Here is a 23181-nt window from a genome sequence, read left to right on the forward strand (position 1 = left end):
TCATAGCTTATATCTCCTAATCTGATATTAATACTCTATCAGCTCTTTTGCTGCTGCATAAATTTTATCATTATTTGGAAGAACTGCTTTTTCCAATATACGATTAAAACCAACCGGTGTAAATTCAGATCCTACACGCTTTACCGGAGCATCCAATTTATCAAAAGCTTTTTCGGTAATTGTTGCCGAAATTTCAGCTCCAAATCCTGAAAATACTTTGTCTTCATGAACAACCATTACTTTATTGGTCTTCGCTACCGATTTTAGTATTGTTTCTATATCCATCGGAACCAATGAACGAAGATCAATAACTTCAACCTGTTTGCCTGTATCTTCGGCTAACTTATCAGCAACCTCAACACACATATGAGTTGTATTTCCATAAGTCACAATCGTTAAATCAGCACCTTCTCTTCTAACCCGAGCTTTTCCAAACGGAACTTCAAAGTCTTCTGGTACTGCCGCCGATGCTTTCGGATCGTTATACAAAGCTTTCGGCTCCATAAATACCGTCATTCCCTTCGAACGGATGCTGGTACGCAACAAACCTGCAGCATCATCAGCATACGATGGGTAAACAATTCTAACACCTGGGAAAGTTGCCAAAGCTCCTTCAATATTCTGCGAGTGATACAATCCTCCGCCAATATATCCACCAGATGCTAAACGAACGGTAATATTCGGTGAATACTGTCCTTTTGTTCTCCAATATTCGTGAGTTGTTTCTACAAACTGCTCCATTGCAGGCCAAAAATAATCAGCAAATTCAGCTCCTTCAACAACAATTCTGATTTTATCGTTGAAACGGCTCATTCCATTTGCTGTTCCCATAATATAGTCTTCGGCAATAGGAGCATTAAATACCCTGTCTTTACCAAATTCCTGCTGCATCCCTTTGGAAACATTAAAAATCCCGCCTTTATCTTTATTGGCAATATCCTGTCCCCAAATAAAAGTATCTGGATTAAGACGGAATTCTGCCTTTAGTGTCTCATTCAATCCTTCAATCAACTTTTTGTTGTTGCCGGTGAAATTGTGCAGTCCTTCTGGATATTTCTCGGAAACATAAGGTTCCGGGATCACAAAATCGTGAATGGATGCCGGATCAGGATCCGGTGCACTCAAACCAGCTTTATGCGCTTTTTTAACTTCCAGTTTCACTTCTGCTTCAATAGCCAACAGTTCCTCTTCCGTAAAACGCTTGTAACGAACCAACAATCTCCGGTACTTAGCCAATGGATCGTATTCGGTAACATAGTTTAATTCGGCGTTATCGCGGTACAACTCGTGCTTATCGGAATTGGAATGCGAGCCCATACGAACACAGTTGGCCTGAACAATTACCGGAGTTGAAGTCTCCAATGCAATTTGTTTTGCTTCAGTCATTGCATTCATCGAATCGAAAACATCTTTTCCGTTACAATGGATAATTTTCAGGTACTTCATTCCACGGAAGTTATCAGCAACTTTTCTGTTCGCTGTCTGATCTTTCTTAGGAACCGAAATTCCATATCCGTTATCCTGAAATACAAATACTACAGGAAGCTGCTCATTGGTTGCTCCGTTAATGGCCTCGTAAACATATCCTTCCGATACCGACGATTCTCCCTGAGAACTAATTACAACTCCTTTGTGCTTGTATTTTTTTACTGCGCGGCCTAAACCTACTGCATGCAAAGTATGATTTCCTGTACAGGAAGATACATTGTGAACATTCCATTCCGGCTTTGCAAAGTGATTCGACATGTGACGACCGCCACCTGCTACATCTGTATCTTTTGATATCCCGTTAAAAATGATCTCTTCAGCAGTTAAACCCGCCGAAATAGAGGTCAGCATGTCTCTGTAATAAGGGAATAGGTGATCTGTTTTACGATCGAATACCTGCCCAATAGCCAATTGAATTCCATCATGACCGGCATAAGGAGCATGGTAAGACCAGCCAATTGCCTGCTTTAGGTAATTGGGTGCTTTCTCATCCAATGCTCTACCCAAAGTCATCAAATGAAACCAACGACCAAGCAATTCCTTCGAGGTTTTTTTAATGCTAAACTTTTTACTTTCAGTCATCTTATTAGTTTTGTCCGTAGTACTTTCTACGGATGTTATTTCCAGTGTTTCCATGATTTAAAATGCTCTGTTACTATCAATTTCTTCCAAATAGTCTGCAATTTTTCGTAAGAAAGCTCCCCCCAAAGCTCCATCAACAACCCGGTGGTCGTAGGAAAGAGACAGGAACATTTTCTGACGAACAACAATTGCATCTCCGGCCGGAGTTTCGATTACTGCAGGTTTCTTTTCAATGGTTCCAACAGCTAAAATTGCAACCTGTGGCTGATTGATAATTGGTGTACCCATTACATTTTTGAAGGACCCAAAATTTGATATTGTAAATGTCCCGCCCTGAATATCATCTGGACTTAATTTATTATTTCGTGCATCGGTTGCCAAACGATTCATATCATTTGCCAAACCAATTAGGTTTTTCTGATCTGAATTTTTAATAACGGGAACAATTAAGTTTCCACTAGGAAGAGCTACTGCAACACCAACATTAATATTCTTTCTCAGAATAACATTGTATCCGTCAACAGAAGCATTCACACCTGGAAAATCACGTAAAGCTTTAGAAACGGCTTCAATAATAATTGGCATGTAAGTAATCTTAGTCCCTTCTTTTTTAAAGAACTCATCTTTTACTTTATTTCTCCAATTAACCATATCGGTAACATCAGCTTCTACCATTGCGGTGACGTGCGGAGATGTTTGCTTCGACATCACCATATGATCGGCAATGATTCTTCTCATACGGTCCATTTCCACAATCTGATCCTGTGCTCCAATCGACATGGATACTTTTGGTTTTTCAGTTGCCTGGGCCAGACTAGGAGCAGAAACAGTTTTAACTTCAGGAGCAGAAACAGTTGTTCCATTGCGACTGGACAAGTAATCCAAAACATCTTGTTTTTGAACTCTTCCCTCGGTACCATGTCCAGTAATTGTTTCCAGCTCTTGAACAGTAATATTTTCACTTTTCGCAATGCTTTTCACAAGCGGAGAATAAAATCGACCTGAAGCAGATTGAATATCAGAGGTACTTACACTTCCTGCAGCTTCCTGAGGAATTGTTTCGGATACAGAAGTGCTAACGCTTGCTTTAACCGGCTCTTCCACATCATCTGCATCACCCAAGGCAATGATCGCAACAACCTCGCCAACAGGAACAACATCATTTTCTTTAAATCGGATTTCAATTACTTTTCCGTCTACCGGACAAGGTATTTCAGAATCTACTTTATCTGTTGCAATTTCAAAAAGCATATCATCTTCTTCCACCTGATCATTCAACTTCACGAACATTTTCGTGATAGTAGCTTCTTGTACGCTCTCGCCCAACTTAGGCATTATGATTTCAAAGCTAGACATATAACTTATAGTTTAATATTTATAATCATATTTAAATGTTTCGATACAAATATAAAAATTTATTCTTATTTAGATTTATTAAAGCTATTAATAATTGCAATCTCCACATTACAATTTTTTATTATCGTATAGATTTCCTTGATATGGATAAAATTATTTTATAAAAGGTACTACATTCTTATTATTCAGATTAATTTTGAGACTGAAAAATAACATGAAATGAAAGAATTCACATTTAGCCTAGAAATCACTTCCTCGCAGGAAGAAGTATATAACGCCCTAACCAATTCTTTTCAAATTGAACTTTGGACTGGTTATCCTGCAGTAATGGATGAAAACCCCGGCACTGTTTTCTCTCTTTGGGAAGGAGATATTACGGGTGTTAATCTGGAAATTGTTAAAGATTATAAGATTGTTCAGGAGTGGTTCTTTGGAGAAACCGAAAGTCCGTCTATCGTGACCTTGCTGATTAAAAAAGCCGGTTCAAGATCTCGAATTGAACTGACTCACACCAACATACCTGATGAAGCTTACGATGAGATTGTTGAAGGTTGGAAAGATTACTATTTAGGGTCGGTTAAAAACTTTTTAGAGTTTTATTAATAGATTTTAGCCATTAGCTTATATCCAAAAGAAAGCGCAGACATTTTAAAAGTGCCTGCGCTTTTTCTGTTTTTTCAGAAGAATTATTCTACGATAATCACTTCATCGAAAATTTCAATTTTATCACCGGGACGAATTTTTGCTCTTTTACGAGTTTCCACTTCTCCATTTCGAAATACAATTCCATCTTCAACAAAAATCTTAGCCTGAGCGCCACTTTCACTAATACGAGTTACTTTAATCAACTTAATCAACTCAATATATTCAGTTTCAATCTTAAATTTTATCATAGCTATCTAGTAATTTGAGTCGCAAAAGTAATCTTTTTCGCCTCTTAATGAAAGAACAAATAAGCAATTGCTATGGCGGCAACAATACCGGCAAAATCAGCAATTAATCCACAAGTAACAGCATATCGGGTATTCTTAATTCCCACAGCTCCAAAATACACGGCAATAATATAAAAAGTTGTATCTGTGGCACCTTGCAGCGTTGATGCCAATTTGCCAACAAAGCTATCTGCCCCGTGCGTTTGCATCGCATCCACCATCATTCCTCTGGCACCACTACCACTCAATGGTTTCATTAATGCGGTAGGCAAGGCTTCTACAAAATCGGAATTTACACCAACAAAAAGACAAAACCGCCGCGCTCCTTCAATCACTAAATCCATTGTTCCGGAAGCTCTGAATACACCAATTGCAACCAAAATAGCAATCAAATAAGGAATAATTTTAATGGCAATTGAAAATCCTTCTTTTGCTCCATCTATAAAACTCTCATAAACATTCACCTTTTTTCGTGCTGCCAAAAGTATAAATGCAATAATGATAGAAAATAAGAATACATTACTAACTACAGTAGAAATTTGAGTTATCTGATCCTTTTCCAAGCTTGAAAAATAAGTAATCAACCCAATAATAAAGACAGTTAATCCTCCCAGATAAGCCAAAATAACTTTATCCCAAAGTTTTATTTTCTGTACAATTGCAACACTAATCAAACCAGCCAGTGTAGAAAAATAAGTTGCCAGTAATATGGGGATAAAAATATCAGAAGGATTCACAGCTCCTAATTGTGCCCTGTAAACCATAATAGATATTGGAATAATCGTTAATCCGGAAGTATTCAGCACCAAAAACATAATTTGTGCATTGGATGCGGTGTCCTCCGATGGATTAACAGACTGCATTTCCTTCATCGCCTTTAATCCTAATGGCGTAGCTGCATTATCCAAACCGAGCATATTTGCAGCTAAATTCATCATTATCGAACCGTGTGCAACATGTCCTTTGGGTATTTCAGGAAACAACTTGTTGAAAAACGGACCAATCAAACGGGAAAAAACTTTTACAATTCCTCCATTTTCTCCGATTTTCATTATTCCTAACCACAAGGTTAAAACACCTGTTAAGCCAAGAGAAATATCAAAACCTGTTTTTGCCATATCGAATGTGGAGTTTACCATATTAGGGAATACCTCCATATCACCAAAAATGATCAACTTGATCAATCCAACAACAAAAGCAACAACAAAAAAGAAAATCCAAAGGTAATTTAAGGCCATAAACTTATTTTTAATATATTAAAATGTGGTTAAATACTACTTGCTTCTCTGGTTTTCCTGTATCAATTTCAATCTTTCTTTTGGATAAGACTCATTCGATTTTAGATTCTTAGCCTTTCTGTAATAGAAACGGGCAACAGAATAATTTCCCTTATCGTATGCTTCATCTGCCTGGGTAACAACTTTTTTATACTCAGCCTCAAGCTTCTGATTTTTCTTCGAATTGATAAACTCCTCAATTTTATCCAATTGCTTATTGGCATACTTTTCAGAAGTATCTAAGCCCTTGGCTTTCTGATAATAGAATTTTGCTACGGAATAGTTCTTTTTAGTCAACTCTTCATCACCTCGGGCAATTAATTTACGATATTCCTCTGTTAGTTCAGAATTCTTACCTTCTCTTATCAATTTATCAATTTCCTTTAATTTCTTTTTAGGATAATCTCTATCGAATAATTCAAGAGCTCTTTCGTACATCACCTTCGCTACCGTAAAATGCGATGCGTTAAATGAATCATCAGCCTTTGCAATTTTTGATGCATATTCCCGTTCCTTTGCAATAGATAGTTTTTTCTCAAAATTAGTTGGGTTGTTTGAAACAACCTCCTTGTCAGCCAGCTTTAAAGCTTCCACTAATTTCTCAATCTCTTCCAATTTCTGCTTAGGATACTCCTCTTCAGGCTTCATACTAAGTGCTGAATTGAAATGATGACGTGCAACACTAAATTGCTCTTCTTTCAGAAATTTATCTCCTAATTTTATTTCCTCGCCATATAAACGATTCAACTCTTTCAATTTTTCAGCTTCTCTTGCTTGCTGCTCCAGTAATACTTCAATTCTCTTTAGCTGATTTTTAGGATAAGATTCGGCTGGTTTTAAATCCAATGCTCCCTGATATTTTCCAATTGCTGATGTGTACTCTTCCCGACCAAAAAACTGATCTGCTTCCTCAAGCAAAGCTTTGTACTGATACTGTAATGTTGATTTTTCCTCTTCCAACTTCTCCAGCTCTTTCAATATCAATTTAATTTCTTCTATTTGATTAGGAGGATAAACATCCTTAGGTTTCAGCTTTTGAGCCTTTTCATACTCCCCAATTGCAGATTGCCATCTTTTTCCTTCATAATATTTATCAGCAAGAGCGATGCAATTACTATACTCTCTTTCAGTGGCTCGCAAAGCCTCAGCAATTCTGGCTTCTTCTTCAGCCTTGGCTTTCAGCTGTTTCACTATTTCATCAATCTTCTGAATCTGAGTTTTTGGATAACTTTCATTACTCCTGATTTCTAAAGCCAAAGTATAGTTTTTTCTCGCTGATTCATAAGTTTCTGAAGAAAATTGAGAATCGGCTAAAGAAATAAATGAATTGTATTTTTCATCCAGTCCCTTTTTCTCTATAGCCAATCTAGCTTCTTCCTCGGCCAAACGTTTCTGTTCAGACAAAATATCATCAATTTTTTGGATTTGTGCCTTTGGGTAAGATTCCTTCCCCTTCAATTCTAAAGCATCTTTATAGCTTGTTCGAGACGATTGGTAATCACTGCTGGAAAACTGAGAGTCTGCCAATGCAATAATTGATGCATATTTATCATCTAAAGCTTTCTTTTGAGATGCCAATCGAGCTGCTTCATTAGCCTCTGCCTGTTGATTCGCCAATAACACATCAATTTTTTGAATTTGAGTTTTGGGATACGCTTCGCCAGCTTTTAAACGCAAAGCTTCCGTATAATTGGTTTTGGCTGATTGATATTCTTCTGATGAAAATTGGGTATCAGCCAATTTGATGACAGATGCATATTTTTCATCCAGGGCTTTTTTCTCAGCTAACAAGCGCTTTGCATTTTCCGCTTCGGCTTGCTGATTTGCCAATATGTTATCAATCTTTTGAATTTGAGATTTAGGATAAACTTCGTCAACCTTCAAACTTAAAGCATCGGTATAACTTGTTTTAGAAGCCTGATAATCACCAGATGACAATTGAGAATCGGCTAATTTGATTATAGATGCATATTTTTCGTCCAAGGCTTTCTTTTCAGCAAGTAAACGAGTAGCCTTATCAGCTTCAGCTTGCTGAGCATCCAATATCTCATTGATCTTTTGAATTTGAGTTTTTGGATAAGCCTCTGCCAACTTTAAATTTAAAGCATCCTTGTATGTGTTTTTAGCAGAATCATAATCTCCGGCTGAAAACTGTGAATCGGCCAACGCAACAACAGATTCATATTTCTCATCCAAGGCTTTCTTTTGAGATGCCAATCTTGCAGCTTCATCAGCTTCGGCTAATTGCTGTGCCAATATTCCATCGATCTTCTGAATTTGAAATTTTGGATATGTTTCGTTTGCTTTCAAACTCAATGCATCTGAATAAGTAGACTTTGAAGTCTGATAGTCACCGGATGAAAATTGAGAATCAGCCAAATTAATGATCGATGCATATTTTTCATCCAAAGCTTTCTTTTCGGCAAGCAAGCGAGCGGCCTCATCAGCCTCAGCCAGTTGCCTTACTAATATCCCATCAATTTTTTGAATTTGAGATTTTGGATACTCCTCCTCAGATTTCAAACTCAATGCATTTGAATAACTGTTTTTCGAGGACTGATAGTCACCAGAAGAAAACTGAGAATCAGCCAAATTAATGATCGATGCATATTTTTCATCCAAAGCTTTCTTTTCAGCAACCAAACGAGCAGCCTCATCAGCTTCAGCTTGCTGGTCTGCTAAGATCCCATCAATCTTCAGTATTTGAGATTTTGGATACTCCTCCTCAGATTTCAAACTCAATGCATCTGAATAACTGTTTTTCGAGGACTGATAGTCACCAGAAAAAAATTGAGAATCAGCCAAATTAATGATCGATGCATATTTTTCATCCAAAGCTTTCTTTTCGGCAAGCAAGCGAGCAGCCTCATCAGCTTCAGCTTGCTGGTCTGCCAAGATCTCATCAATCTTTTGAATTTGCAATCTGGGATACTCCTCCTCAGATTTCAAACTTAAAGCATCTGAATAACTGTTTTTCGAGGACTGATAATCGCCCGATGAAAACTGAGAATCTGCAATTGCAATTATTGATGCATACTTCTCTTCCATAGCCCTTTTATCGGCCTCTAACTGTGCTTGTTGCACCAACAAATCACTAATTTTTTGAATCTGATTTTTAGGATATGCTTCGCTTGGCTTCACGTCTAAAGCACTTGTATAGTTCGCTTTAGAAAGTTTGTAATCCTTAGCCTCGAATTGGTTATCAGCTTGAGTGATTAATGCTAAATACCTTTCTTCCAAGGCTTTTCGCTCTGCTTCGAGACGGGCTTTTTCCTCCGCATTGGCCAGCTCCTGCCCTATCAATTCATCAATTTTTTGCAATTGTGCTTTTGGATAACCCTCATCAGGCATAATCGCCAAAGCCTCGTTATAACCTGCTTTCGACAGATCATATTTTTTTGCATTAAAATTAACATCACCTCTTTGAATCGCAGCCTTATAAGCTCTTTCTTTCGCCAATCTTTGCGCCTCTAACTCTGCCGCTCTTTTTTTGGCTTCTTCCTCAGCTTTTTTAATTGCATCTCTAATTTGCGCATCGTAATCCCGATCATAATCGAAATCATCTAATTCCTTATCGTACATGATCATTCCCATGGGTTGATCAAAAACAGAAAGGTCAAGCCCCTCATAAGCTGGAAATAAGGAAACCATAAATTTAAAGGGTGGAAATTGATTGTCCCTACTAAGAATATCTAATGGCACAAAAGTGGAAATACTTACTTTCTTGGTAACAAATCCCTCTTTCGAAAACTCGAAAATATATTCATTTCCAAAATCCAATTCGTATTCAAACTTACCACTATTATCAACAATTCCCGACTCCATCTTTTCTGCATTTTTTAAAATGGTAATTCGAGTATTCTCAATACTTCCGTTTTCAATCTTTACTTTTCCGAAAATTGAATATTTATCCTGAGCAACCGCGAAATCAGGAAAACAACACAGAAAGAATAAAAAAATAGAAAAAACTGTTAATATGTGAAATTTTGAAGAATTATTCATATCAAAAAAAACGCTTTTACTTTATCATAAAAAAAAATAGACTTATCAGCCACTTCTTCTTGCAAACTAATAAAATCTAATGCAATAATGGTAAAGTTAAAATTTTGAAATGAAAACAGAAGATTATAAACTAAATAAAGCTATTTGCACTTGCAAATAGCTTTATCAAATATTTCTCTAAACTTCTAAACAAAAAGAGTTTCCATATCAAATATTGAGCTAACATCTCTTAAAATATCCCTTTCTTCCGATAAACAAATGCTTTCTTTTGTTTTCTCACCCCATTCATTATAATATATTACCATTTTTTTTAGGATTCCTAAAGAACACAATCTGTAATTAGCTTCATCACAAATTTCCATAGCTGAATTAAAATGTCTTTCCACCTGAACGCGATTCCCTTCTGAAAACTGAACAGAACTAAGAAACGAATGATAATATATTTGCAAAAAATAATTTTTTGAAGCTAATATTTCACTTTCGCATGATTTTAAAAACTCAATTTGAGTTTTAGTCATTTCCATACCTAAACTATGCTGCGCAGATAATTTATAGCATTGCAGAATTCTGTAATTTAGATTTGATTTTTTCGACTCTGTTCTTTTATACAAATGTTCAACATCATCAATTAATTGAAGAACCTTATGAAAGGATTTCATATAAATCAATACCATACAAATAACAAGCTCAAATTCACCATTAAGTGAATAATTATCATCCAGATGATTATAAGCCATTTCCCTGTGATAAAACATCATTAAAATCTCAATTTCATTAGATTCCTTACTGATGAAATGATTGTAAATCAAAATACTGGTAAGCCTCATTGAGATATCAATTCCTGTGCATGACAAATCAATCTCTTCTGCATTTAATTCCTGATAATAAAGCTCTATGTTCTCTATATCCATGGTAAATACAGAATTCAACAACAACAGTGAATGTGACTTTATTCGTACACTTTTAGATTGTCCTTTTTTTGCAAATATTTCTAATATAGCCTTATCTCCCTTACTAATATTATAGATATCTGGAAAATCCTTAAACAGATACTTTTCAGCTCGTTTCTGTGTTGCAAAATGCTCCATTAACTCTATTTTCCGATCATCTGAATAAATCGCTGAATTAAGAACGGTATCAATCACCTCACGATCCGAAAGTGTCTCGTCACTTAATTCAAAAAAGTTTTTTAATTCCAGATGTTTCCCATTATAGAAAGCATTCGTGTATAAAAAGCAAATTAGTCTATTTTTAATATCAAAACCAGAATACCCATCTTCAACAGCTTTAATCAGCTGAAAATCAACCCCTCCGTTTTGCTGAATAAGATTAAAACCAATCAAAGTCTCACATAAGGACTCACTGGTAATTTTCACATACTTACAATAACTATTGTGTTCATTTATGGTGATAAATTCGGTTAATAATCCATATGAAATTAATTCCTCATAGGCATAAAAATAATTCCCAGCAGTTTTCAGATGGATTGGAAAAGCATCCCGCAATTCCATTTTTTTTGCAGCAACTCCATTCTTCCCATGTTCAATCAATTTCAAAATACCATATAAAATATCCATCTTCTCTTCCGAAAATCTGGAATAAAACACTTTGTTTCTTAAAAATTCATTTAACAACTCTTGCCCCTGATTATTGCCATAATGCTTATTCGGATTGTATAATTTCACGAATAATTCCAGATAAAAAGGATTAGAAATCATTTTCTTTTGTTGGAAGGACAATTCCTTAACTGAAAATTTAGTCGAAAAACTATTATTGATTGTTCGATCAATAACATATTCAATTTCATCATTTGTTAAAGGATATAGATTCTGATAATCCTGAGAATCTAATTTCAAACCTAGTTCGTACCAACTATTTTGAATAGCATTTCCTTTTATTACAAATGGTAAGGCAAATTTCTCCCAAGTTGAGCAACGTGAAGTTATTATTAGTTTTATCTTATCAGAATCCTTATAATTTGATATAAACTGTTTTATCTGAAGAAACAGCCTTTCCAGTTTAATATTATCATATGTGATTTCATCAAGCGCATCGATGGCAAATATTATTCGAGCGTCACAATCTTTAGGATTTTCAAGAAAATATTTCAAAGTATCCTTCTCTGTAAAATCTAATTGATCCTGAATCCAACGATCCAAGCTGAAATCCTTATTTAAAAAACTAAGCATGAATGATGCATTCAGATATAAAATGACATCATCACTTTGTTTTCTAATCCAATTTTTCTCGAACCACTTGGCTAACATACTTGATTTACCAAAACCTCCAGGAGCAATAAAACCAGTTGCCATTTTCGATGAATTCAAAAAACATCTAATTCTTTCTTCGGCATGAAACCGACTAACAACTGAATGAAATGGAATACCTGATTGTCCGGCAACTAATTTATACGTTTCCTTACTGAGTTCGAGTGATTTTTGATATAAATCATTCCAATTTCTTTTCTTCTTATAAGTAGATTTTATAGTACCACCCTGTGAAGCACAAAATTGCTCCCAAGTTGCATAACCAACATAAATGGAAAGCGTACTCAATGTAAATTTTGCTGGGGTAGTCCTTGTTTTTAAGAATCCATAAATTCGTCGAATAGTGGTAGTACTAATCCGGTATCCGGTTTCCTCGCAAATTTCATCAGCCAAAATACGACACGCTTTAGTATACAATAGCTCTGAACCAAACTTCTTTAAAACTTCCGATTTCAGTCGTTCAATCATTGTCGTAATAGTATATTGTAGTGATCTTAATCAAATTTCGGGTGAAAGTAAGTAAGAAATCTCATCGAGACAATCCACAATTTATCTTCAGGGACAATAAATTTATATCTGCGTTGTTTCAGCTTATAATGGTGTTTATGAAAAATGCAAATTCGATATAAAAACATGTGAATTGAAATATGTGCTAATTATTTTCCTATTGCTTTTCAACCTTCAAGAAAAGAGTATGCAAAATATTTTAAACTTTCGATAAATTCTTTCTTTTTTCTCTCAGACACCTCTACTTTGCTTCCATCCTGAAGAATGACATGGCCTCCTCGTCCCTTCACATACTGTTTTACAAAATTTAAGTTGATTAGATGTTTCTTATGAATTCTACAAAACAAATGCTCTGGTAGCAATTTGATAAAACTAGACAAAGATTTTGCAACAATGCATCCATCCGCCCCTTTTAAATAAAACCTGGTGTAGCACCCCTCTGCCTCACATCTTGTAAGCTCATTCACATTCACAATCTTAAAACCAATCGAATCAGGCAGAATTATTCTACATTCCTCTTCTTTTTGCTCAACAACCAACGCTCTCAGTCGATTGAAATCATAATGAGAAGGCTTCCTTCTAAAACGAACAATCGCCTCCCTCACCTCTTCTTTCAAAAATGGCTTATTTATACAATAAAGAGCAGAAAACTTAAAAGCTTGTATTGCAAATTCATTGTTTTCGGCCATAAAAACAATTTCAAAGCTATGTTCTCCTTTTAGAATGGTATCAAGAGAAGTTTCCAATAATAAACCGGAGTCAATAAATACAATATCAGGCTTATGGATCTGAAGTAATTTATCAATACCAACTGTTGAAGTATCGGTACCCACCACAATAACATCATCACAATTTGCAGTTAATAAATCACCTACTATCCTTATATTGTTTTCATTGCAATCAAAAATAAGTGTGCGGATTTTATCTGTAAGGATCATGTTTGAAAAATTTTCCCGGTTTCTTATCAACGAGAAACCGGGAATTATATAATTTAGAATAGCATTCTTATTTAAAAAATCTTAAATCCTATTTTAAATTTAGGATAAGAAAATGCATTCATAAATGTAGTACTTTGATCTGCACCTTGAACGCCTGGTGCAATTACGATCTCGGTATGCTGATACATGAAATTGAAAGCATTAACTTCCAAACCCATATAAAGAGCATTGGTAAAATAGTAATCCACACCGGCTACAACAGCACCTCCAAGACCAAGGGCTTCAGCAGTAGCAGTTCCAGCATCGCCAGAATCAACTGTATAACCGCCATTATCATTAACCAACCAAGAAGTCTGAGTTTTTTCTAAACGCTCGTAGGCAAAATTAAAACGAGCACCTAAGTAAAAGTCAACATTTTTTAATACTCTAGCATCCTGCTCGAATTTAAAATGATAATCAGCACCTGTCGAGATATAAAATTTATAATTATCGGTTTCAGGATTTCCTTGTATTGCAGGAATCCCAGTTCCCACCAAAGGCTTATTGTCTGCATCATACATTACCGGCACTCCTGAAAATGCATCTTCGCCAGCTACTGATTTGTAGCCATAAGAACCAAACAAGCTTAAGGAAATCTTATCCGTTAAAAAATAGTTTAACGAAATACCAGCCATGTTGGTAATTGAAGATGGTTTCTTTACCGAGAAAGTATCATCAGCACCTAATCTACCCTGAATACTAGTATTTGCATCCAAAACGGATGAAGTGATATCAGTAACATCATTATTGCCCATTACCAAAGAAGCGGTAAAGCTACCCTTTTTTGGCACGAAACTCAATCCATCTTCTGATGAATTAACTTGTGCAAAAATAGCAGAGCCACAGAAAAGTGATAGGGAAATCAAAGAAATAATTTTTTTATACATAACTCTTTGTTTTTGATTTTTGAATTCCAAAGGGAGCTCTTTTCTCAAGAACTCCCTAATCTTATCACTAGTTTAATAAAGCTTGATATGCTGCTTCTTTTGCATCTAACCATGCTTTAGAAGTTTCAACTTTTACCATATATTCTGCAATTCTTTTTTCAATACTTGCTATCGTTTCCTCGTAACTCCTAACAACCTGTGCCTGACTGTAGTTTCCTGCCTCTATGTTAGCAAGATTAGCTTCAATATTATCAATATCATTCTGAGCAAATGTAATATTATACTCCACATTAGAAATCATACCTGCCAAAACAGTTGCAGTATATTCAGCTCCAGAATATAAGTTTGTTTCGATAGTAAAATACAAACTACTCAAGTTGTTTACTTCGCTATTTAAAGCATATCTTTTAGCATAAATTACTGCATACTCTTCTTGTAATGCATCACTCTTAGTACAAGCAGCAACATAAGTTGAGTTTAAAGCTTTCAATTCAGACATCAAAACAGCCTCTTGATAAGCTTTGTAAGCAGCGATAGCATCATTATAAACAACTACCGAATTATTATAAGTTTCCACAAGAACATTATAATCATCAGCATCTTCAGCACCATCAGCTTCTACAGCAGTTTTTGCAGCATCCATATCGTTATATGGTGCAATTGTATCATTTTCTAGTGTCGCTTTGTGAGTATTAAAATCTGCAGCCATTTCAGTAACACCTTCACCTCTAACTATTGACGAAGAAATGAAATTATCACTCATCCAGGTAGCTAATGCATTGTAAGCAACACCTTCTTTAGTACTAGCAAGATTAACATCTACACCTAAGTTATGTTCTTCTGCTTGAAGTTCTTGCAACTCAACTCTTTTTGCATCCAACTCAACTTTCACAGCATCCCAATCGTTACTTTCCTGCAATGCTTTATACATCGCTAAAGAAGCATTATACTCTTCCAATGTTGCATTGTAACCAGTAAGATTAAGATTATAGACTTTAGTTTGTTTGTCTGCCCAATTCTCATCAGCCATTTTGGCACCTGCTAAATAAATATTATAATCCTTTAAGCTATTTTGTTCACTTAACAAAATAGCGGTATTAGTTGTCCAATCATTATAAGCAATTGTATAATCGTTATACGCAAAGCTTATTGCATTATTCTCAAGATTTTCAATATTGTTCTTTTGTTGAAGAATATAATATTCCAAATACGCCTTTGACTGTTCAAGATCCGCCATAGCTTCCTCTAATTGAACCTTAAGCTTATCAATCTCAACGGCGCCTTTAGCCTCAGCAATAGCATTCGCAATTTCTTGTCCTTTTGTACGCGCAGCTTCATATGCAACCTGAGCATTAATCATTCCTGTTTCAGCCTTTACATACTCTGTTCTGGCATTTCTCATTGCTTCCACCGAAGCTGATTCTTCGTAAGAATCACAAGCAACAAAACTAAGCGCTAATAATCCTAGAGATACAAATTTAAGTTTCATAATTTTTCTTTTTTTATATTAAAAATTCGATGTATTAAAATAAAATCAATCAATTTTTATTTTGTTCATCGCAAAAATAGCAGAATAAACACAAAATAACTATCTTCATTATGTATATGTGTTATTCTGATGTATAACAACGTATTTTTTATGCACAAGCGCTCAAAATAGTCTATTTAAGAAATTAAAAAAATCAAATTACGCCTCAATATATAAAACTTTAATTTATTTATGATTTAAATTATTATGATATTTATAAGAACAACAAAACACCAACTAAACACCTTATGATAAGACATATAAATATAATCATCGAAAATTAAAACAAAAAAAAGAAGCAATTTTTGCTTCCTTTTAATAATTCTGTTGTCTCATCCTGAGATGTGTCTTTTTTCTGACAACTTATTTCAGAACAACTTATATTTTTCTTTTAATTTTATTTCTTTACTTTATTTAATGAATGAGCGAGATACTTCAGTCTTTTCAGAAAATCTTTTTTCTTACTTTCTGAAACCTCAACTTCCTTTCCTGAAGATAAAATAATACGTCCACCTCTTCCTTTGATGTACTGGCTGATGTAGTTTAGGTTTACCAGATGCTTACTGTGAACTCTGCAGAATATTTCTTCCGGCAATATATCCTCAAAATTGGATAATACCTTAGAAACCATCAATACGGTATTATCACTCAAATAGAAATTGGTGTAACTGCCATCTGCTTCACATCGAAGAATCTGATTCAATTCTATAATTCGCAGTCCATTTGATGTGGGGAGAATTATTTTCTGATGATGATTACTTAAACTATCACACAAAATCTTTATTTTCTCATTTAGATCAACATCCTGATGATTTTGTTTAAAACGTTTAACAGCACTCTGTAATTCAATATAATTAATAGGCTTTAACAAATAATGCAATGCAGCAAACTGAAAAGCTTTAATTGCATAATCATTAAAAGCAGTTGTGAAAACCACCTCAAAATTACGATTTGCGACTCTTTCCAGAACTTCAAATCCATCTCCATCCGGCATAGAGATATCTAAAAAAACCAAATCCGGCTTTAAAGTATTGATTGCTTCTATCCCAGTTTCAACATTATGTGCAAAGCCAATAACATCTACTCCAGGACAATACATCTCCAACAATTTATGTAGAGTTGATTGGCTTTTTAATTCATCATCAACAATTAGCGTCTTTATCATCAGCCTTTATTAGGTTAATATGAACCTAAATATATAAAAAAAGCTCTCTATATAGAGAGCTTTTTTTATATTTATGTCTAATTATTTAGTAATTCCTACCAGATCAAGAACAAAGGCGTATTCTAATGCAACTTCGTGATAGCGTTCAAAGCGCCCGGAAGCACCACCGTGACCAAAATCCATATTAATTTTTATCAGCAAAGGATTATGATCTGTTTTCATATCGCGCAATTTAGCTACCCACTTTGCAGGTTCCCAATATTGAACCTGAGAGTCGTGCAAACCTGTTGTAACCAACATAGCAGGATAATCTTTCGCTTCCACATTATCGTAAGGTGAATAGGAAAGCATGTAATCGTAATACTCCTTATTCTTTGGATTCCCCCACTCATCAAACTCACCAGTGGTTAATGGAATCGATTCATCCAGCATTGTTGTTACAACATCAACAAATGGAACAGCGGCTATAACTCCTCTATAAAGGTCTGGCCGCATATTACAAATTGCTCCCATCAGCAATCCTCCTGCACTTCCACCCCACGCAAAAACTTTATCTTTTGCAGCATATCCTTCGGCTACCATGTACTCAGCACAGGTATTAAAATCAGTAAAGGTATTTTTCTTCTTTAAAAGTTTTCCATCTTCATACCAATAGCGTCCCATTTCCTGACCACCGCGTACATGTGCCGTCGCTACAACAAATCCTCTATCCAATAAGCTCAACCGAACAGAACTAAAATATACATCGGAACTACTGCCGTAAGAACCATAAGCAGATAACCACAGCGGATTGGTTCCTTTTTTGAATTTATCTTTACGATAAACCAACGAAACAGGCACCTTTGTTCCATCTTCAGCTGTTGCCCAAATTCTTTTGGCCTCGTAGTTTGACTTATCGAAATCACCAACAACTTCCTGCTGTTTCATTACCGTTTTCACCTTCGTAGTCATGTTGTAATCTATAGTAGACGATGGTGTTGTTAAAGAAGTATAACCGTAACGAAGAACATCTGTTTCAAATTCAGGATTTGTCGAAATCCAGGCATCGTAGGTTTCTTCACCAAAATCGAGATAATGTTCCTCATTATCTGCCCAACGTCTGATTCGCAGCTGATTCAAACCATTTTTTCTTTCGCCGACAACAAGGTAATTTTCAAAAATCTCAAAATTACTTAAATATACATCATCACGATTCGGAATCACTTCCATCCAATTCTCTTTCGTTGTTTTAGTCACCGGAGTTTTCATCAAACAAAAGTTTTTCGCCTGATAATTAGTTCTGATGTAAAAATCTCCTTTAAAATGATCAATGCTATACTCTAAATCTTTTTCGCGAGGTTGAAAAACACTGAATTCGCTATTCGGTTTACTTGCATCGATATATCTGTATTCAGCAGAAAGAGTAGTGGTTGAACCAATTATAATATATTTTCTGGATTTTGTTTTGTAACAAAATGTATAGAAAGTATTGTCTTTTTCTTCGTAAACCAATTCATCTTTTTCAACTGGTGTACCCAAAACATGCTTAAGTACTTTATAAGGCAATAAAGTTTCAGGGTGTTTTACCGTGTAAAAAACTGTTTTATTATCACTTGCCCATGTAATACCTCCTGTTGTATTTACAATTTCATCAGAATAAACTTTGTCATCAACCAGGCTTTTAAACTTTATGGTATATCTTCTACGACTTAAAGTATCTTCAGAATAGGCAAGAATTTTATTGTTTTCACTAACCGAATAATCTCCTATACTAAAGAAACTATAGCCTTGTGCCATTTCAGGAACATTAAGCATGATTTGTTCTTCTGCATCTAAAGATCCTTCTTTTCTGCAATACAAAGGGTATTCTGCATCACCTTCTGTTCTGCTGTAGTAATAAAATCCATTGGATTTAGCAGGAACGGATTCATCTGTTTTCTTAATACGGGCAATCATTTCATCAAACAACTTTGTTTGAAATTCTTCTGTATGCTTCATCATAGCATCAGTATAGCTGTTTTCTGCCTTCAAGTAATTAATTACGGCTGTATCTTCCCTCTGATTCATCCAATAATAATTATCAATCCGGGTATCACCATGGATTGTAAGTTCTTTCGCTATTTTTTTTGCAACAGGTGGTTTCGGCGTTGTTGCCTTTGGACCACAAGACATTGCTAAAAGTGCAGTTACAGCAATGCTAAAAAACAATTTAAATTTCATATGTTTATAATTTTAAGTTTTTGTCATATGGAACTTACCATATAATCATCTCCCTGTGTGTAGAAAGCTTTATACATGGACGTTTCATATGATTATAATTTTAAGTTTATGCCATATGGTTCCGAAAGCTTTCGGGATTACCATGCTGGAAGAATCATTCCTCTGCGAGTCATAATTATCTTTATGGACGTTTCATATTAGTAGGTTATTTAAAGGTGTAAACTTCACCTGCAATTATAAAAAAATAATTGCAGGTATTTTGTTAATAAACCAGAACTAATTTAACAAAAATAACTATAGTATACGAATATTTTCGATGCAGTGGGTATATGGACGATTAAGGCTAAAATTAACTGGACGAAAGAACTTTCAGATAGGAGATTCCAAGTCGTATTTTATAATACTCAACCTCTTCTTTCATAAATAAATAGAGATCCTTAACATTACCAGTCTCATTCAAAGACCGGTAAGCGTCTTCTATTTGTTCCAATTCTGAAGAATTCAGATACTCTGTTAAATCGATATCTGCACCCTTTTCGTAGAGTGACGCCAAATGAGAATAAATGGTTACCGGGTTTATTTTACGGATACTTGCAATTTCTTCTACCGAAAAACCCTGCTTGTAATATTCATAAGTCTGATAAAAAGATTCGCCGCTCTTTTTGGCTTCCTGATTCTTTTTCTGACCAAACTCTACAATTTCATTAATGAATAAGTCACCATACAACTGATATTTTCGAACTCCAACTCCCGATATCAGTTTCATCTCAAATTCACTTGTAGGTTCTTCCTGAGCCATTTCCTGCAAACTGGCATCAGAGAATACTAAATACGGAGGAATGTTCTCTTCTCTTGAAATTTGCAAACGCAATTTTCGCAATGCTTCGAACAAACCCTCTCTGGCTTCTTGCTTCCCGGTTTTCAGGATAGGTTTTACCTCCGGATCGGACTTCATAGAAGCCAAATGAACCAAATTTACAAGTCGTTCACCAAAAAGAACTTCCCGGCCCTGAGCTGTCAGCTTTAGGGCATTCCCTTCGTCGTATGCAACAGAAATAAAACCTAAATTTAAAAGTTGAAGCATATATTGCTGCCAATCCTGATGCGCGATATCCTTACCAACCCCATAAGTTTTTATTTTATGATATCCCTTACTCAAAATTTCCTGACGCGATGACCCCCGAATCACATCAATTAAAATTCCTGCGGGGACTTTTTCTTTTAACCGAACAATGGCTGAAAATGCCTTTTGTGCTATTATTGTTCCATCGAATACGCGGGGAGGATTTTTACATACATCACAATTGTTGCAGTTCTCCTCTAAATGTTCACCAAAATAATTAAGCAAAATTTTTCTTCGGCATATTTGAGCATCACAAAATTGCTGGATTCGCTCCAATTTGGCATGTGAAACTTCTTTCTGTGCCGATTCCTCGATAAATTTCCGATGAACGATTACATCCGAAAAGCTATAAAATAAAAGCGTATCAGCCTTTAATCCATCCCGGCCTGCACGACCAATCTCCTGATAGTAAGATTCTATATTCCGCGGTAGATTGTAATGAATCACCCAACGTACATTTGACTTGTCAATTCCCATTCCGAAGGCAATGGTAGCACAGATTATAGGGACTTCATCATTAATAAAATCCTCTTGCCGGCGTGCTCTTTCCTCGGCAGATAAACCAGCATGATAGTAGGAAGCATTTACCCCGGCATTTTTCAATTTTTCGGACAGGCCTTCCGTCGCTTTTCTGCTTAAACAATAAATAATTCCTGCCTGATGTGGCCGTTGACGTAAAAATCCAAGGATGGTTTTAAATTTATCCTTACCCGGCGCCACATTCAAACTTAAATTGGGACGATCGAATGAAGAATTATATTTTTTTGGATTTACCAGACCCAATTGATTTACAATGTCTTTCTGGGTTAGATTATCAGCAGTAGCGGTTAAAGCAATTACCGGAACATGAGGAAATTGTTTTTTCAAATAGGCCATTTTAGCGTACTCCGGTCTAAAATCGTGCCCCCAAACAGAAATACAATGAGCTTCATCAATGGCAAATAAATTTACCTTAAGCTGTAAAAGCAAGTAATAAAATTCGTGACTAAGCAATTTCTCAGGAGAAACATAGAGCAGTTTTATACTTCCTTCCGTGATTCTTTCCATGACATCTGCCTGTTGCTTCGCGGACTGTGAGCTGTTCAAAAAAGCTGCATCCACTCCGTTGGCATGCAAACCTTCTACCTGATCTTTCATTAGAGCAATCAAAGGAGAAACTACCACAGTAACTCCTTCCATAATTAAAGCAGGTATTTGATAACAGATGGATTTACCGCCACCTGTTGGCATAATTACCAAGGCATCTTCACCCTGAAGTACTGATTTAATCACTTCCTCCTGTAAGGGCCGGAAATGGTCGTATCCAAAATATTTTTTTAATGCGCGTTTGGCTGTTGTCATGGATCAATTTTGAAAGGGACAACAAAGCTACTACAATTGTGCCTAGCTAAAAAATGATTTTATCAACACAACAGATCTCAATTCATTAATAATACAAGTAAAACAAGATTTCCGGGTGGCTTTTTTTAAACATATCAATGATATCTTAAACCTGACAAAGATCATACACAAAAAAAACATCATCATTAGCCAAAAAATTACTTTTGCAGCGAAATACAAACAACAAACACACAAACAAAAACTATGAACGCAATTAAGTCGATTAGGGAAACTGATTTCCTTAAGAAACGAAGGTATGAGGCAGCAATGTTTCTGCTTACTTTTTTCGGAATTTTTGGTTATGTTGGTCACCAAATGGGTGTTGCCAATATGCTAAACACCATTATGAATACAGCATGGGATCTATTAATGAATACCGTATTCTACATTATGGGAATCACAGTACTTTCGGGGGCTTTAGGCAAGTTGCTGATTGAATTTGGTGTGGTTCGTTTACTCGAGAAAATTCTTGCCCCTTTAATGAAGCCGCTGTTTAATCTTCCTGGTGTTGCTGCTTTGGCCGGAGTTCTAACTTTTCTATCCGACAACCCTGCTATTATCAGTTTGGCAAAGGATAAAAATTTCAGCAAGTATTTTAAAAATTATCAACTGGTTTCTTTAACCAATTTTGGTACTGCTTTTGGAATGGGTTTGATCGTAATCACTTTTATGTCGACTCTTAAAATACCAGGAAGCGAAGAAAACCTATTTGTACCAGCATTGATCGGACTGGCAGGAGCTTTGGCTGGCGCAGTTGTTTCGACCAGATTGATGCAGCGCTTAATAAAAGGTCACATTCCTGTAAGAAAAGATACAGATTTTGAAGGGGCTGCTGAAAAAATCAGTTTTAAATCGGAAGGTGGGGTATTTCTGCGGTTTCTGAACTCTATTTTGGATGGAGGTAAATCGGGTGTTGATTTAGGATTGGCTATTATTCCTGGCGTACTTATTATTTCGACCATGGTAATGATGCTGACCTTCGGCCCTAAAGATGCAGCTTTAGGTTATCAGGGAATTGCTTACGAAGGAGTTCCATTACTACCTGAATTAGCAGGACACATCTGGTGGTTGTTTGAAGGTTTGTTTGGATTCAAGCATCCTGAATTAATTGCATTCCCTGTAACATCATTGGGTGCTGTTGGTGCGGCAATGTCATTGGTAAAAGCATTTATTGCCAAGGGAATTATTGATGGAAATGTTATTGCTGTGTTTACCGCAATGGGGATGTGTTGGAGCGGCTATTTAAGTACTCATACAGCCATGCTTGATACACTTAACTATCGGGAATTAACATCAAAAGCCTTGCTTTCACACACTATTGGGGGAATTATAGCGGGGACTTTCGCCCATTACCTCTATGTACTTGTAAGTTTATTTCAATAAATATATTTCACACCTATATTTATTAATGCCATCTCCTGTAGATGGCATTTTTTTATAATTGGGATTGATCTGCGAATCTGTTTACCCTCAAATTGTTTTCGATTTGGCTTCTAACAATGGTGAAAGCC

14 protein-coding genes are annotated in these 23181 nt (G+C 35.7%); 2 read left to right on the forward strand and 12 right to left on the reverse strand.

Annotation, left to right across the window (positions count from 1 at the left end; translation table 11 throughout):
* Positions 1 to 27 precede the first annotated feature (27 nt).
* Together GQR60_RS06545 and GQR60_RS06550 are read right to left on the reverse strand one after the other, a co-directional pair.
* Entirely contained in the window at positions 28 to 2070 is a 2043-nt protein-coding gene (locus tag GQR60_RS06545; RefSeq protein ID WP_124992319.1) for an alpha-ketoacid dehydrogenase subunit alpha/beta, read from the reverse strand.
* Positions 2071 to 2127: 57 nt separating this feature from the next.
* Positions 2128 to 3426 carry a dihydrolipoamide acetyltransferase family protein gene (locus GQR60_RS06550; protein ID WP_124992165.1) on the reverse strand — a complete coding sequence of 433 codons (1299 nt, stop codon included), beginning with the start codon at positions 3424 to 3426 and terminating at the stop codon, positions 2128 to 2130.
* A gap of 219 nt (positions 3427 to 3645) precedes the next feature.
* On the opposite strand from GQR60_RS06550, the gene GQR60_RS06555 reads away from it, so the two are divergent.
* Positions 3646 to 4029 (forward strand): SRPBCC domain-containing protein, encoded by a 384-nt coding sequence (locus tag GQR60_RS06555; RefSeq protein WP_124992166.1) that lies wholly within the window; start codon positions 3646 to 3648, stop codon positions 4027 to 4029.
* A gap of 83 nt (positions 4030 to 4112) precedes the next feature.
* On the opposite strand, the gene GQR60_RS06560 is transcribed toward GQR60_RS06555, so the two are convergent.
* The 10 genes from GQR60_RS06560 to recQ form a co-directional block, all read right to left on the reverse strand.
* The gene (locus GQR60_RS06560; protein WP_156196232.1) at positions 4113 to 4319 is read right to left on the reverse strand and encodes an RNA-binding S4 domain-containing protein; all 207 of its coding nucleotides are present in this window, start codon (positions 4317 to 4319) and stop codon (positions 4113 to 4115) included.
* Positions 4320 to 4363: 44 nt separating this feature from the next.
* Positions 4364 to 5596 carry a nucleoside recognition domain-containing protein gene (locus tag GQR60_RS06565; protein WP_124992167.1) on the reverse strand — a complete coding sequence of 411 codons (1233 nt, stop codon included), beginning with the start codon at positions 5594 to 5596 and terminating at the stop codon, positions 4364 to 4366.
* A 36-nt stretch (positions 5597 to 5632) separates the two neighbouring features.
* Positions 5633 to 9637, reverse strand: a complete 4005-nt coding sequence (locus GQR60_RS06570) for a hypothetical protein (protein WP_124992168.1) — start codon at positions 9635 to 9637, stop codon at positions 5633 to 5635.
* A 185-nt stretch (positions 9638 to 9822) separates the two neighbouring features.
* The gene (locus tag GQR60_RS06575) at positions 9823 to 12372 is read right to left on the reverse strand and encodes an NACHT domain-containing protein (protein WP_124992169.1); all 2550 of its coding nucleotides are present in this window, start codon (positions 12370 to 12372) and stop codon (positions 9823 to 9825) included.
* A gap of 206 nt (positions 12373 to 12578) precedes the next feature.
* Positions 12579 to 13349 carry a LytR/AlgR family response regulator transcription factor gene (locus GQR60_RS06580; protein ID WP_124992170.1) on the reverse strand — a complete coding sequence of 257 codons (771 nt, stop codon included), beginning with the start codon at positions 13347 to 13349 and terminating at the stop codon, positions 12579 to 12581.
* 71 nt (positions 13350 to 13420) lie between these two features.
* Positions 13421 to 14275, reverse strand: coding sequence for a BT1926 family outer membrane beta-barrel protein (locus tag GQR60_RS06585; protein ID WP_124992171.1), 855 nt, complete (start codon positions 14273 to 14275; stop codon positions 13421 to 13423).
* Between the two features lie 67 nt (positions 14276 to 14342).
* The gene (locus GQR60_RS06590) at positions 14343 to 15764 is read right to left on the reverse strand and encodes a hypothetical protein (RefSeq protein WP_124992172.1); all 1422 of its coding nucleotides are present in this window, start codon (positions 15762 to 15764) and stop codon (positions 14343 to 14345) included.
* A gap of 436 nt (positions 15765 to 16200) precedes the next feature.
* Complete coding sequence (locus GQR60_RS06595; protein WP_124992173.1) at positions 16201 to 16968, reverse strand: LytR/AlgR family response regulator transcription factor; 768 nt, start codon at positions 16966 to 16968, stop codon at positions 16201 to 16203.
* An 81-nt stretch (positions 16969 to 17049) separates the two neighbouring features.
* A complete protein-coding gene (locus GQR60_RS06600) occupies positions 17050 to 19167 on the reverse strand; it encodes a S9 family peptidase (RefSeq protein ID WP_124992174.1) in 2118 nt (705 codons plus the stop codon).
* A gap of 349 nt (positions 19168 to 19516) precedes the next feature.
* Complete coding sequence (gene recQ / locus GQR60_RS06605) at positions 19517 to 21631, reverse strand: DNA helicase RecQ (protein WP_124992175.1); 2115 nt, start codon at positions 21629 to 21631, stop codon at positions 19517 to 19519.
* Between the two features lie 243 nt (positions 21632 to 21874).
* Between recQ and GQR60_RS06610 the strand changes: the two genes are divergently transcribed.
* Positions 21875 to 23053, forward strand: a complete 1179-nt coding sequence (locus GQR60_RS06610; RefSeq protein ID WP_124992176.1) for a CD0519/CD1768 family membrane protein — start codon at positions 21875 to 21877, stop codon at positions 23051 to 23053.
* Positions 23054 to 23181: the final 128 nt, after the last annotated feature.

The sequence above is a fragment of the Labilibaculum euxinicum genome, from assembly GCF_009795715.1.
GTDB classification, from domain to species: domain Bacteria; phylum Bacteroidota; class Bacteroidia; order Bacteroidales; family Marinifilaceae; genus Labilibaculum; species Labilibaculum euxinus.

Excerpts from the sequence above, each read along its gene's own strand:
- GQR60_RS06545 (WP_124992319.1), bottom strand. The coding sequence starts at position 2,070 with ATGACTGAAAGTAAAAAGTTTAGCATTAAAAAAACCTCGAAGGAATTG.
- GQR60_RS06550 (WP_124992165.1), bottom strand. The coding sequence starts at position 3,426 with ATGTCTAGCTTTGAAATCATAATGCCTAAGTTGGGCGAGAGCGTACAA.
- GQR60_RS06555 (WP_124992166.1), top strand. The coding sequence starts at position 3,646 with ATGAAAGAATTCACATTTAGCCTAGAAATCACTTCCTCGCAGGAAGAA.
- GQR60_RS06560 (WP_156196232.1), bottom strand. The coding sequence starts at position 4,319 with ATGATAAAATTTAAGATTGAAACTGAATATATTGAGTTGATTAAGTTG.
- GQR60_RS06565 (WP_124992167.1), bottom strand. The coding sequence starts at position 5,596 with ATGGCCTTAAATTACCTTTGGATTTTCTTTTTTGTTGTTGCTTTTGTT.
- GQR60_RS06570 (WP_124992168.1), bottom strand. The coding sequence starts at position 9,637 with ATGAATAATTCTTCAAAATTTCACATATTAACAGTTTTTTCTATTTTT.
- GQR60_RS06575 (WP_124992169.1), bottom strand. The coding sequence starts at position 12,372 with ATGATTGAACGACTGAAATCGGAAGTTTTAAAGAAGTTTGGTTCAGAG.
- GQR60_RS06580 (WP_124992170.1), bottom strand. The coding sequence starts at position 13,349 with ATGATCCTTACAGATAAAATCCGCACACTTATTTTTGATTGCAATGAA.
- GQR60_RS06585 (WP_124992171.1), bottom strand. The coding sequence starts at position 14,275 with ATGTATAAAAAAATTATTTCTTTGATTTCCCTATCACTTTTCTGTGGC.
- GQR60_RS06590 (WP_124992172.1), bottom strand. The coding sequence starts at position 15,764 with ATGAAACTTAAATTTGTATCTCTAGGATTATTAGCGCTTAGTTTTGTT.
- GQR60_RS06595 (WP_124992173.1), bottom strand. The coding sequence starts at position 16,968 with ATGATAAAGACGCTAATTGTTGATGATGAATTAAAAAGCCAATCAACT.
- GQR60_RS06600 (WP_124992174.1), bottom strand. The coding sequence starts at position 19,167 with ATGAAATTTAAATTGTTTTTTAGCATTGCTGTAACTGCACTTTTAGCA.
- recQ (WP_124992175.1), bottom strand. The coding sequence starts at position 21,631 with ATGACAACAGCCAAACGCGCATTAAAAAAATATTTTGGATACGACCAT.
- GQR60_RS06610 (WP_124992176.1), top strand. The coding sequence starts at position 21,875 with ATGAACGCAATTAAGTCGATTAGGGAAACTGATTTCCTTAAGAAACGA.